At 33.0% G+C, this 13,891-nt stretch carries 10 protein-coding genes; 7 read left to right on the plus strand and 3 right to left on the minus strand.

Going from position 1 to position 13,891, the window contains the following annotated elements:
* Window positions 1–92 precede the first annotated feature (92 nt).
* The 5 genes from FLAPXU55_RS16465 (at window position 93) to FLAPXU55_RS16485 (ending at window position 4,457) form a co-directional block, all read left to right on the plus strand.
* Complete coding sequence (locus FLAPXU55_RS16465; RefSeq protein WP_180859535.1) at window positions 93–1,370, plus strand: chloride channel protein; 1,278 nt, start codon at window positions 93–95, stop codon at window positions 1,368–1,370.
* 101 nt (window positions 1,371–1,471) lie between these two features.
* Window positions 1,472–2,071, plus strand: coding sequence for an HPP family protein (locus FLAPXU55_RS16470; protein ID WP_180859661.1), 600 nt, complete (start codon window positions 1,472–1,474; stop codon window positions 2,069–2,071).
* Window positions 2,072–2,359: 288 nt separating this feature from the next.
* Complete coding sequence (locus FLAPXU55_RS16475; RefSeq protein WP_053473866.1) at window positions 2,360–2,902, plus strand: IS1096 element passenger TnpR family protein; 543 nt, start codon at window positions 2,360–2,362, stop codon at window positions 2,900–2,902.
* 92 nt (window positions 2,903–2,994) lie between these two features.
* A complete protein-coding gene (locus FLAPXU55_RS16480) occupies window positions 2,995–3,354 on the plus strand; it encodes a four helix bundle protein (protein ID WP_180859537.1) in 360 nt (119 codons plus the stop codon).
* A 44-nt stretch (window positions 3,355–3,398) separates the two neighbouring features.
* Entirely contained in the window at window positions 3,399–4,457 is a 1,059-nt protein-coding gene (locus tag FLAPXU55_RS16485) for a nucleoid-associated protein (RefSeq protein ID WP_180859539.1), read from the plus strand.
* A gap of 89 nt (window positions 4,458–4,546) precedes the next feature.
* Here the strand turns inward: FLAPXU55_RS16485 and FLAPXU55_RS16490 are convergent, their stop codons facing one another.
* Together FLAPXU55_RS16490 and FLAPXU55_RS16495 are read right to left on the minus strand one after the other, a co-directional pair.
* Entirely contained in the window at window positions 4,547–5,128 is a 582-nt protein-coding gene (locus FLAPXU55_RS16490) for a TetR/AcrR family transcriptional regulator (RefSeq protein WP_180859541.1), read from the minus strand.
* Window positions 5,129–5,200: 72 nt separating this feature from the next.
* Window positions 5,201–5,953 (minus strand): SDR family oxidoreductase, encoded by a 753-nt coding sequence (locus tag FLAPXU55_RS16495; protein WP_053473862.1) that lies wholly within the window; start codon window positions 5,951–5,953, stop codon window positions 5,201–5,203.
* Between the two features lie 232 nt (window positions 5,954–6,185).
* Between FLAPXU55_RS16495 and FLAPXU55_RS16500 the strand changes: the two genes are divergently transcribed.
* Window positions 6,186–8,555: a GAF domain-containing protein gene (locus tag FLAPXU55_RS16500; protein ID WP_180859543.1), complete on the plus strand. Its 2,370-nt coding sequence runs from the start codon at window positions 6,186–6,188 to the stop codon at window positions 8,553–8,555.
* Window positions 8,556–8,889: 334 nt separating this feature from the next.
* Here FLAPXU55_RS16500 and FLAPXU55_RS16505 read toward each other — a convergent pair whose 3' ends face one another.
* A complete protein-coding gene (locus FLAPXU55_RS16505) occupies window positions 8,890–10,068 on the minus strand; it encodes a Pycsar system effector family protein (RefSeq protein WP_053473860.1) in 1,179 nt (392 codons plus the stop codon).
* 27 nt (window positions 10,069–10,095) lie between these two features.
* Here FLAPXU55_RS16505 and FLAPXU55_RS16510 point away from each other — a divergent pair, with 27 nt between their 5' ends.
* Window positions 10,096–13,824, plus strand: coding sequence for a metallophosphoesterase (locus FLAPXU55_RS16510; protein ID WP_180859546.1), 3,729 nt, complete (start codon window positions 10,096–10,098; stop codon window positions 13,822–13,824).
* Window positions 13,825–13,891 lie beyond the last annotated feature (67 nt).

The following is a 13,891-nucleotide window of genomic DNA, read 5'->3' on the forward strand; positions in this document are numbered from 1 at the left end:
ATAATAAGGAGCGATTATTATTAAAAAACAGATTTGATTACCTAATTTTGTGAAATCGCAAATAAAATCCTGCGACTACAAAATCACTTCTGATGAACAAAACGGCTCAAATCAAAAAAAATCATCAATTTATTAAATTCCGAAAATTAGTTATTGTTTCTATTTTAATTGGCTTCCTTTCTGCCTTCCTCGGAATTTCACTTAAAAAAATTACAGAGTATTACGAAGAAATCTTCTTTCATCAAGTTTCGGTAAACCCATTATTTTATATCCTTTTTCCGGTTTTCGGATTGTCTGTAATTTATTTTTTGAGGCAATATCTTTTTAAGAAAAAAGAAAATAAAGGAATCAAAGAAGTTTTTGAAAGTACGCAAACCACAAAGAATCTTCCCTCTTATAAAATCCCATCACACTTTATCAACGGATTATTGACTGTAGTTTTTGGAGGTTCAACCGGAATCGAAGTTTCTACCGTTGTTGCCACAGCCACAATTGGTTCAGTTGCTCACGAGAAAGAAAATGTTTTCCGTCAGTACAAAACCGAATTAATCTGCGCCGGAGTTGCTGCCGGAGTAACTGCACTTTTCAGCAGTCCAATTGCGGGAATTTTATTTGCTCTTGAAGTTATTTCCAGAAAAGTGACACGAGCTTTTATCATTTCAAATGTAATTGCGGTTTCAGTTGCCTTTGGTCTACTTTCTATTTTAAAAGAAGAACCTTTGTTTGCCGTTTCTATTGAAACCTGGCATTTAAAAGCCATTCCGTATTTTATTCTTTTAGGAATTTTAGCCGGAATGAATTCGGTTTATTTAACTAAATGTGTCTTGTTTTTCAAATCACAATTCGGGAAAATCGGAACGCATTATTATAAAATCATTATAGGTTCTGCAGTTTTAAGTATTTCTTTATTTATTTTTCCTCAATTATATGGCGAAGGTTATCACGCTATAAAAGGCATTTTTGGGAATACTGCACAAATTCCATTAACGATAACATTAGCTTTAACATTCATCGGAATTTTAATTCTAAAACCAATTGTAACTTCCATAACATTAGCTTCTGGTGGCGACGGCGGCGTTTTTGCTCCGAGTCTGTTTATTGGGGCTTTCTTAGGATTATTACTGGCTTCGGTTTTAAACAGCTTTTTCCATGTAAATGTAATTCCGGTTAACTTTATGATCATCGGAATGGCGGCTGTTTTGAGCGCCAGTATTCATGCTCCATTTACAGCAATATTTTTAGTATGCGGATTAACGAACGATTATACGTTGTTTTTACCAATTCTTGTCGTTTGCTTAATTTCAAAATACACCGCAAAAACGCTTTATCCATATACTGTATATAGTTATGCCCCAAGCTTAACGAAATAAATATTTTTTTTTTAGGCCACAGATTTTACAGATTCACACAGATTTATAATCCTTTTTAATCTGTGAAATCTGTGGCAAAAAATACCACAAATTATATTATTATGCCGACTCCTAAAATTAAAAGAAGCTATCGCAAAACACGTTACATTCTTTATAAAGAAACTTTAATTGATTACAAGGAACATTTTTGGTCTTTTTTAGGATCGTTTGTTGGAATTGGAATTCTGGCTTACGTACAATCGATTCACTTTTCTGGAAGTGATGCCGTTTATTTAATTGGTTCTTTTGGAGCTTCGAGCGTTTTGGTTTACGGAATTATTCAGAGTCCGTTTTCACAGCCTCGAAATCTGGTTGGCGGACATGTAATCTCTGCTCTCGTTGGCGTAACCGTTCACAAACTGGTTCCGGATATTATGTATATCGCTGCTCCATTGGCAGTTTCTATCGCCATAATTTTAATGCAGATTACTAAAACGCTTCATCCGCCGGGAGGCGCAACGGCTTTGATTGCTGTTATTGGAACAGAAAAAGTAAAAGCTTTGGGATATATGTATGTGCTTTCTCCAGTTTTAAGTGGCGTACTTATTTTACTTTTAACGGCTTTGATTTTTAATAATATGACTTCAAGCAGAAGTTATCCTAGTCATAGTACGTATCACAAACATTATCATAAAATTAGAAAGAGATTTACTGGGAAGTAATACTCTTGTCTGCTCCTGCAAGGTTTTCAAAACCTTGTAGGTATAACTTGAGCAATACCTGAAACCTACAAGGTTTTGAAAACCTTGCAGGAATGTGAAATATACGATTGTCGCCCTGAGCGAAGTCGAAGGGCGCTCCTAATTAGATCGAGGCTTCGACTTCGCTCAGCCTGACAATCGACGCCACATAATCAGAAAGCTGAAAAAATCTTTTCAACAAATCGTAATTCACAATTCGTATTTCGTTTTTTATATTTTACCTTTGACCTCTCAATAAAAACAAAGATTATGGTTTATAAATTTAGAGTAATTCTAGACGCCGAAGAAGATATTTTTAGAGACATTGCTATTCTTGAAGACGATACGCTTGAGGATTTACACAATGCGATCTTCAACGCTTTTGGTTTTGACGGATCAGAAGTTGCTTCATTTTATACTTGTGATGAGACTTGGAATCAGGAAGATGAAATTCCTCTTTTTGATACTGGCGATGTTCCGGGTGAACAAAGAACCATGAACGATTATCCGTTATCTAGTATTTTAGATAAAGAAAATACTAAGATTATCTACGTTTATGATTTCATCAGCATGTGGACTTTCTTAGTTGAACTAGCTGCTGTTGAAGATGAAGCAGTTGGAGCAACATATCCTGAAACTTTATTCTCTCACGGAGAAATGCCAGACGAAGCGCTTGAAAAAAACTTCGAAGCAGATGATATGCACAACGATATCTACGGAGAATTTGAAGATGATTTAGACGAAGATGATCTTGATATGTTCGAAGGCGATGACAGCTTTGAAGATTATGGATTTGAGGAAAATTGGAACTGACGTTAGTTGCTAAGATTCTGAGAGACTAAGATTCTAAGTTTTTTATTTTGAAGGATTTTTCTTATTTTTAAAAATTATTTAAAAAAAAAGAAATGAGTCATTTTAGAAAAATCTTGGTTTGGCAGAAGTCAATTTCCTTAGTTACCAAAATTTACAAAGCAACAAGTACGTTTCCAAAAGAAGAAATGTTTGGATTAACTTCGCAAATACGTCGAAGTTCAGTATCAGTTCCTAGCAATATTGCAGAAGGTTCAGGCAGGGAAAGTACTAAAGATTTTTTACGATTTTTATATATTTCTCTTGGCTCTATATTTGAAATGCAGACTCAGCTTGAAATTGCAAAAAATATAATTTACATAAACGAAGAAGAATTTAACCTTTTATATGAGGACAGTCGAGAGATCGAAAGGATGTTAGCGTCGTTAATTAGAAAAATAAAAGACAGTAACTAAAAAACTTAGAATCTTAGAAACTTAGAATCTCAGCAACTCAAAATATGATCAATTTATTCAACACCCACATCGAGACGCTTGCGATACACCGCGTAGGGAACAAAAGCCGTAACGAAGCTATTTTTTTATCAGAGCAGCCATTTAATCTAAAAGATGAAATTGTGCCTTTGATAAAAGAGTACTTCTTTAAACCTTTTAGAGAGAAAGAAGAAAACTATTATCAGTTTGCGCACGAAGTGGACTTGGATTACAACGACATGTTTAAATATGCAACGGAGATTTTTGCTAATCCTTCTAATTTACAAGAGATTTCAAAAAAAATCACGACGCATTTATTTGAACAGTCGAATCATCCGCATATTAAAAACGGAGAGGTTTATGTAACGTACTTAACAAACTTAAGTATTGATAATAATGTAGTTGACGCAATCGGGATTTTTAAAAGCGAATTGCAAGCAGACTTTTTACAATTTGAAGAAAAAAACAGCAACCTGGAAATGATTTTGCAGCAAGGAATCAACCTGAGCAAATTAGATAAAGGATGTTTGATTTTTAACTATAAAAAAGAAGAAGGATACAAAATTCTAACTGTAGATAGCAACCGTTACGACGCGCGTTACTGGTTAGAGCACTTTTTATCTGTAGACGCTTTTGAAGACGAAAACTTCATCACTAAGAAATATTTAAAATTCTGCCAAAACTTCGCAAAAGATGTGGTTTTACCAGCAGAAGACAAAAAAGAAGAAGTTATGTTTATGAACCGATCTGTGAATTATTTCGCTAAAAATGATCAGTTTGAAGAGCAAAATTTCCTGAATGAAGTATTAGACAATCCAGACTTGATTCCTGAATTCAAAAATTATAAAGTTGATAAAGGAGAAAAATACAGCATCGAAGATGTAACCTCATTCCCAATTGCTAACGCAGCAGTTTCTGACGCCAGAAAATCGATTAAAAACGTAATTAACCTGGATACACACATTCAGATTAAAATGGATTTTATCAATCCTGAAAGTGCAGAAAAATTTGTTGAAAAAGGCTGGGATGAAGAAAAACAAATGTATTACTACTTAGTGTATTTCAATAAAGAAGAAAAAAGCTAAGAAGTTTTCATTTTCTATTACTTACTTAAAACAAAAAATGGCAGTTACAAAATGTAATTGCCATTTTTTTATTGTTCTTATTTTCGATATTATAAAAGGGAAAAAACTGCTTTTACAATATCATCATAAACTTGTTTATCTCTTTCTCCGGCGCGGGCCAAAACCCTAATTCCGGAATAATTATTAAAGATGAATCGGGCTAAAATTTTCGCATCTAACTGTTTGGAAATATGTCCTGCCTCCTGCCCTTTTTTCACTGCATTTGTAAAAACTTCTTCCATTGTGTGGCTGTTGCTTTTTACAATTTTTGCAATGTCTTCATCGTGCATGGCTAATTCTACAGAAGAATTTACCATAAAACAGCCTTTTGTAATTCTGTCTTCGAGGCTTTCTATAACTGCTTGTTTAAAAATAGCATGCAATGTTTCTTTGACATTTTCAGATTTATCCAAAAGCTCTTTTACAGCATCTTGATTCTGCTGTTGATAGCGCTGCAAAGATTTTGAAAATAACTTTTGTTTGTCGCCAAAAGTATCATACAAACTAGAGCGGCTTAAACCTAAATGTGTTACCAAATCCTGAGCAGATGTTCCGTTGTAACCTTTGTGCCAAAAAATTTCAATTGCTTTATCTAAAGCCTGATCTTCATTAAATTCCTTCGTTCTAGCCATTACATCAAAATTAAATTTCTTTACAAATATAAGAATTAAACGGAACAATCGTTCCTGAATAAGTCAAAAAAATTATAATACTGTGTTTACAGTAAGTCCGCCGTCAACCACAATTTCTGTTCCTGTAATGAAAGAAGAATCATCAGAAGCAAGGAAACTAATTGTTTTTGCAACCTCAGAAGCTTGTCCAAAACGTTTCAATAAGATTTTTTGACCTAAAGCAGCTCCTAAACCTTCCACTTCTTCTTTTTCTAAACCAACTTTACCATACAAAGGTGTTTCGATTGGACCAGGAGAAACTGCATTTACTCTGATTTTTCTTGGTGCTAATTCTGCTGCAAATATTCTGTTTAATGATAAAACTGCTGCTTTACTTGCTCCATATACACTTGAACCCGGCATTCCTAATTGAGCATTTACAGAAGTATTAAAAATAATAGATCCGCCATCGTTTAAAATTGGCAATACTTTTTGAACTGTAAAATAAACTCCTTTTACATTCACGTTCATAATACTGTCATAATGATCTTCAGAAGCTGAATCTACTGGAGCAAAAGCTGCGATTCCAGCATTTAAAAACAGAATATCTACTTTTCCAAATTGTGCTTTTACTTGTTCTACTAAACTGTCAATAGATTTTAAATCAGATTGATCTGCAACGATTCCGGTAACGTTTAATTCTGTTTCGGCTTTTGCCAAAGCTTCTTTGTTTCTTCCTGTTACAATTACTTTTGCCCCTTTTGATACTAAATCAGCTGCTGCTGCGTATCCAATTCCACTATTTCCACCTGTTACAATAGCTACTTTGTTTTCTAAATTTTTCATTTTATTTGTTATTTAAGTTATTGATTATTCAATTATTATGGTACAAAGATATAATAACGGAACGATCGTTCCGTTATTATTAAAGTTAATTTTTTGTTAAAATAATTATTCACTTCTGAAAGTGCCATTTTATAAGGGTTTATATCTATGTAACCATAAAGGAAACAAATCGTAAAATGTCGCCAATTCTTAATTTATGCTTAATTTTGTATTTCTAAAAACAAAAAAACAGATGGATCGTCTTTTACCAGCCGAAAGTCCTTTCGAAACGATAATCTCATTTCATAAACTAATTGAATCTTTTGAGCAGATTGCTTTATCTAATGTTGATTACCGATCTAACTACGCCAAAGCGATTTTAAAAGAAATTGAAGCGTACCCGGAATTCAGAACAGGAATTCGCGATTACAGTACTATTAAGGATAATGAAGCATTAATTAAAAACATTGCTGCTGACTTATTCCCTACGGCTTTAACAAACAATGAAATAAAAGCCATAACAATACCTTTTCAAAATATATCATTTAATTATACAGAACGTTTCAAGAAAATATTGCGTAATGCCGGTGATGAATTTTACATGGAAATTCGTGATTTTGATGATCACCAATTCTATATTAATAATTGCTGTTTGATTTTAAGCGCTTATTATCATCAAAATATTGATTTTAATAAACCTTTTTTCTATGATATTCCAGATGAAGAAGGTGTAGAAAAACATTATCGTATTCTCTATAATGCCGATTTCATGGAAATCACTCCAACAGAAAATGCACCGCAGCTTACACAGGACGATATTGATATTTTGATTGATAACTATAATGATATCGATTTATGGAAATCTAAATTCCCGCCAAGAAGCTGGATTTTAAAAGGTTTCGGGATTGTTTCTTTATTTGATGCAACTACAGAAAGTGCAATTTCCAATTTAAAAAGTAATCTTTTAAAACCGGAAACTTCAAGAGTTGCTTCTACAGATATTATAGAAAACATCTTCAGGTCTATTTTTAAAATTCCGAGTTTAAAAGTTGGTTTTATTATCTATAATCCTGAAGAAGAAAAATTTGTACGACCAATAAAGTTTGACAACCAAATGCAGAGTTTTTTACTTTCATCTACACAGGAAGTAGATTGTAAAAATGCTTTTTTTGGATGTTCATTTGAAAATCTTTTAGATAAAAAGGAACCGTTTGTAATTTCAAATGTGAAAAAGTTTATCGAAGAATCTTCAAACCCAAAACTTGGCGAGCATTTATTAAGTCAGGGAATTCAAAGCTGTGTTTTTGCACCGGTTATAAAAGACGATCATTTATTAGGCGTTGTTGAATTGGTTTCTGATAATATTCGTGAGTTAAACAGCGTAAATGCAACAAAACTAGAATTGGTTTTACCGTATTTAACAGATACTATTGATCGTTATAATACAGATATGCAACATCAGGTTGAAGCTATTATTCAACGTGAATATACAACGATTCACCCAAGCGTTTATTGGAAATTCAGAAAAGAATCTCAAAATTATTTCCAAAATATCAATCATACTAAAGATTATATTTTTAAGGAAATTGTATTTAAAAATGTATTCCCGTTATACGGACAAATTGATATTAAAGGTTCTTCTGAACACCGAAATGAAACGGTTAAAATTGACTTGAAAAATCAGCTTACGGCTCTTTTGGAAATTTTCGATAATCAAAAACCAAATTCAAACCTGGTACTTTTAGAGCAGAGAAAATTTGAATTGGAATCACTTCGAAGTGAATTGGACTTTCCGCTTAAAGCAGATATGGAACAGCATATTCAGCGTTATATTGAAGACGAAATTCATCCAATACTGAGAAACACTAAAGACAACGCTAAAAATAAACAGTTAGAAGAATTGTACTTTCAAAGTCTGGACGAAAAAACCGGAATGTTTTATCAGGAAAGAAAGAAGTTTGACAATGCGATGTCGATTATCAATAAAAGACTGGCTTCTGTATTAGATAAAAAACAGGTTGAAGCACAGCAAATTTATCCGCATTATTACGAACGTTTTAAAACGGATGGTGTTGAGCATAATTTATATATTGGAGCTTCGATTTCGCCAACAAAACCATTTGATATTATGTACCTGCACAATTTACGTTTGTGGCAGTTACAGACTTTATGCGAAATGGAATTAGAACATCATCAGCTTAAGGAATCGCTTCCGTATGAATTAGATGTTACTTCACTGATTTTGGTTTTCAGTTCGCCGCTTTCTATTCGTTTTAGAATGGATGAAAAACGCTTTGACGTTGACGGAACTTATAATGCCAGATATGAAGTCGTTAAAAAACGTATCGACAAATCGAACATTAAAGGAACAAACGAAAGAATTACCGAAAAAGAGAAAATTACAATTGTATATTCTCAAAACAGTGAAGAAGCAGAATATTTAAAATACATTAAATATTTGCAGCACAAGAAAATTCTGGAACCTTCAATAGAACAATTTGAAGTTGAAGATCTTCAGGGAGTTTCTGGTTTAAAAGCGATTCGTGTAAAAGTGATTAATAACGTAAATAATTCAAAAATAAAGAAAATTACCTATCAGGATTTATTAGATGAGCTCAACTAAAAGTTGAGCTTTTTCTTTGAATTTATAATTTAACACATAGAAACATAGACTTTTGAAACTTAAAAAAGGCGTTTCACTTGTCTAAACAAACATAGCTATGTGTTAGAAAACTTGTTTTCTTTTTATATCTTTTTCATTCCCCATAAAAACCTATGTTTCTATGTGTTTAAATTTTATAGACAAAGAACGCGGATGAAACGGATTCGCTTCGCGAAGACGCAGATTATACGGATAAATATTTAACGCGGATAATAACAGAAAAAAATCTGTTTTTATCCGCGTTTTCGCGAAGCGAATCCGTATCATCCGCGTCTAATTTTATGTATTATAAAATTTAAATAGATTTAAAAGCAATTACAAACGCAATTACAGTAACAATAATTCCAAACATAAATAGGTTGTAAGCAATACGAAGTAAGTTATATTTTCGCTGTAAAACCAATCCCAGATAATACAAATCTTTAATCATGTTCGAATAAAGATAATCACGGTCTTTCATCATTTCGTTCATTGCCCAGTCGTATTCTTCTAAAGGCATTTTGTAGAAATTTCCAAAAAACAATAAATTAATCTTTTTATTCTCGATATCTTCTCTTGTAAAAACTCCCGAAGTTACTTTTGGCCTTGTAGAAAGAATCGCAAAAATAATAGTGATTACGCTCGACATCAGCATAATAAATGTTGGGATAACTAAATGTGCATTTTTCGGACTGTCTAATTTTGGAATAATAGACGAAAGTGCAATCGAAATAATAATTGCATTTACAGATAATAAAATATTGGCCTTACTATCCGCAATTCCGCTTAAACGGGTATGATTTCCAAGCGTAACGCGAAATAAGGTATCAACACCGCGATCTGGTTTTTCTACTTTTTCGCTTTTTTTGGTTTCTTTTTCAAGTTCTTCCGCCGCTTTCAATTCCTGCTTATTTATTTTTTTCTGAATCAAAATAAGGTTCTTTTCTTTTAAAGGCTGCCATTTTTTTAAAGCATAATCCGTGTAGAATCTATGTTTATTCAGTAAAAAATTCAGGTTTTCCTTTGTCCATTCAGCATTTGAAAAATTTACAATTCCTGTGTTTTTCAATTCTAAACGTAGTAATTCGCAGGTTGTAACATATTCTGTTCCCATTAAATGGGCATAATCAGCATCTTTAATTATTTTTTCCAAATGCGTTTTTGGATAGTAATCTTTGGCTGTAGCCAAAATCAAACTGGAAACCAATTCAATAAACTTTTCAGATTTTCCTTTTTCTTTTAAAAAATCAACAGCAATCTTTACACTCTTAGCTTCATGATCTTCATAACCTTGAATATATCCTGTATCATGAAACCATGCTGCAACTAAAAGTGCCTCTTTGTCATCACTTTCTACATCTTCCTTTTTGCAAAGCTCTTTTACGGCTGAAACTACTGTGAAAGTATGGTTAAAATTATGGTAAGAATATAAATTAGAAAGTTTATCTTTGAGTAAATTACCGACGAAATCCTCGGATTGTTCTATTAGGTTCATAAAAGAATATTTTTATACCACTAAATTATGAAATTGTTTTTGGATAATCATTTTATTGCTAAGGTTAAAAAATTTTCATTAGCAATTATAACTTTAACATTTATTTATTCTTGTGCCACACATAAGGCGCAGTACGGAAAAGATGTTAGTGCTAACGAAACAGAAAACGCAACAGATACTATAAAAATTGCCCACACTTTTTATCTTGTTGGAGATGCCGGAAATGCTGATCAAGAGCAGGCACAGCAAACACTTGAGCTTTTACACCAAAAGCTAAAAAAAGCGAGTAAAAAATCGACTTTACTTTTTTTAGGAGACAACATTTATCCTAAAGGTTTTCCTACTGACAATACTGATAACAAAGCTTTGGCAGAAACAAAATTGACGAACCAGTTAAAATTAGCTAAGGGATTTAAAGGAAAAACAATTTTTATTCCCGGAAACCATGATTGGTACAGCGGTATAAAAGGTTTAGAATTGCAGGCCGATTTTGTGACAAAAAATTTAAATGATAAAAAAGCATTTCTGCCAAGAAAATCATGCCCTATTGAAGATGTAAAAATTGACAGCATTACAACTTTAGTAACTATTGACAGCGAATGGTTTCTGGAAGATTGGGATAATCACCCCACAATAAACGATAATTGTGACATAAAAACGAGAGAAGACTTTTTTAAGGAACTGGAAAGTATCTTAAACAAAAATCAGGAAAAAACAGTTGTTTTAGCCATTCACCATCCTTTATTAAGTAACGGAAGTCACGGCGGTCAATATTCTTGGGAAAAACAATTATTTCCGTTAGAGAAAAAAATCCCGCTTCCGGTAATTGGATCTTTTATTAATTTATTGAGAAAAACATCTGGAGTAAGTCCGCAGGATCTTCAAAATAAACAATATACCATTTATGCCAAACGAATAAAAACGCTTTTGCAAAAGCAGCGAAATGTAATTGTAGTTTCTGGTCACGATCATAATCTGCAATATATCAGCAAAGAAAATATTCAACAGATTATCAGCGGTGCAGGATCAAAATCGGAAGCTGCAAGAGCCATAAATCCATTTGATTTTTCGTATGGCGGAAATGGTTACGCTGCTTTAACATTATATAAAAGCGGTGACGCCAAAGTTTCTTTTTACGGAAATGAAAACAATAAAGAAAAACTGCTTTTTGAAAAAGAAATTATAAAAGCAAAAGAAATTAACTGGGCATCAGATATCTCTAATAATTTTCCTCCAAGAATTACAACTTCTATCTATTCAGCAAAAATGACTGATAAAAGTATGTTTCACAGATTTTTATTCGGTCAGCATTACAGAAAATATTACAGCATGCCTATTGATATAAAAGTAGCCACTTTAGATACTTTAAAAGGCGGCTTAAAACCTATTCGCGAAGGTGGCGGGCATCAATCTGTTTCTTTAAGAATGTCTGATTCAAAAAACCGTGAATATGTAATGCGCGGCATGAAAAAAAGTGCTTCGGTATTTTTACAATCTGTAGCTTTTAAAGATCAATATATTGTAAATGATTTTGAAGATACTTATACAGAAAGTTTCTTATTTGATTTTTATACGACCTCACATCCATATGCTCCATTTGTAACTGGCAGTATGTCAGACAAAATTGGTCTTTTGCATACCAATCCGGTTTTATATTATATTCCCAAACAAAAAGGTTTAGGCGAATTTAACGCTGGTTATGGAGATCAATTGTATATGATTGAGGAAAGACCTGCTGATAATCATTTAGACGCTAAAAACTTTGGAAATCCGAGTAATATTATCAGTACAGATGATATGATGATGAATCTTCATAAAGATGAAAAATATTCGGTTGACGAAAAAGAATATATTAAAGCCCGTTTGTTTGATATGCTTATTGGCGATTGGGATCGTCACGCTGATCAATGGCGCTGGGCAGAGTTTAAAAAAAACGGTAAAGTTATTTACAGACCAATTCCCAGAGACAGGGATCAGGCTTTTGCAAAATATGACGGTGCGCTGCTTTCTATTTTAATGAATATTCCGGCATTACGCCATATGCGTACTTTTAAAGACAAAATTGGAAATGTAAAATGGCTGAGCAGGGAACCTTATCCTATGGATTTGGCTTTTTTAAAAACCGCAGAAGAAAAAGACTGGATTGAACAGGCTAAATTTATTCAGGATAATTTATCTGACAGCGATATAGAAAATGCTTTTAAAGCTATGCCAAAAGAGGTTCAGGATGGAACGGTTGATGAAATCATTCGAAAATTGAAAAACAGAAAAAGAGAGCTTCAGGAATATGCCGTAAAATATTCTGATGTTTTAAGTAAAACGGTTATGATTGCGGGAACAGATAAAAAAGACAAGTTTGTTTTGAATCATAATGCCCGAAAAAGCATTGAAATTCAGGTTTTCAGAGTGAAAAAAGAAGGCGATGAATTAGTTTACAGCAAAACAGTACATGACGCTAAAACTAAAAATTTATGGATTTATGGTTTAGATGATAATGATGTTTTTGAAGTAAAAGGCGATCAAAAATCGAGAATTAAAGTCCGTTTAATTGGCGGTCAAAACAATGATACTTACAATATTGAAAACGGAAGAAAGGTTATTGTTTACGATTTCAAATCAAAAGAAAACACGTATAACCTTGATTCTAAAACCCAAATGCAGTTAACAGACGATTACGATGTTAACTTGTACAATTTTCAAAAACCTAAATACAATGTTGTTTCCGGTTTACCAAATATTGGTTTTAATCCTGATGATGGTGTAAAATTAGGTATTAACTTAAATTATACAGTAAATAACTTTAAGCAAAATCCGTACACGCAGAGACATGTTTTAAATGCCTTTTATTATTTCGCAACCGGAGGTTTAGAGTTTAATTATGTGGCACATTTCCCCGGATTATTAGGTAAATGGGTTATTGATGTTGAATCTCTTTATACGACACCAAATTTTGCGATGAATTATTTTGGTTACGGAAATGAATCTCAATATGATGATAATCTTAGTATGGATTATAATCGTGTTCGTATTCGTAAATTTAATGCCTCAACTGCCATTCGCCACGTAGGAAGATATGGAAGTGAGTTCAGCATTCAGCCTATTTTCCAGAGAATGACGGTTGAAGAAACAGAAAACAGATTTATCGATATTCCGAATATTGTAAACCCTGATGTATTTAACAGTCAAAATTACGGAAGTTTAAAAGTGAAATATCTTTTCAAAAATTCTGATTTTGCTGCTAAACCAACTCTGGGAATGGCTTTCATGATTGCTGCAACCTGGACAACAGATTTAGATGACACGAAGAAAAATTTCCCAACGCTGGAAAGTTTTTTAGGATTTACACATAAATTGGATCATAACGGAAAATTGGTTTTAGCAACTTATGTAAAAGGAAAAGCCATTTTTAACAATAACTACGAATTTTATCAGGGAGCTGCTTTGGGCGGTGATACTGATTTAAGAGGTTTTAGAAATGAGCGCTTTTTAGGAAGTTCTTATTTCTCTCAAAGTTCTGATTTGCGTTTGAGTCTGGGTAAAATCCGTAAAACGATTGCTCCGTTTACGTACGGAATTTTAGGTGGTTTTGACTACGGAAGAGTTTGGCTTGATGGTGAAGATTCCAAAAAATGGCATCAGGATTACGGCGGCGGACTTTGGCTGAATGCGATTAATGTTTTAACGGCCAGAATCTCTTATTTTAAATCTCCTGATGAAGTTGGAAGGGTTATTTTTGGAGCAGCGTACAGTTTCTAGGTTCAGAGGGACAAAGTAACAAAGGTTCAAAGGTTTTTGCCACGAATTACACTAATTCTCACTAATT

Origin of the sequence: Flavobacterium panici (assembly GCF_903819335.1) — a bacterium.
In the GTDB taxonomy this organism is placed as follows: Bacteria; Bacteroidota; Bacteroidia; order Flavobacteriales; family Flavobacteriaceae; genus Flavobacterium; species Flavobacterium panici.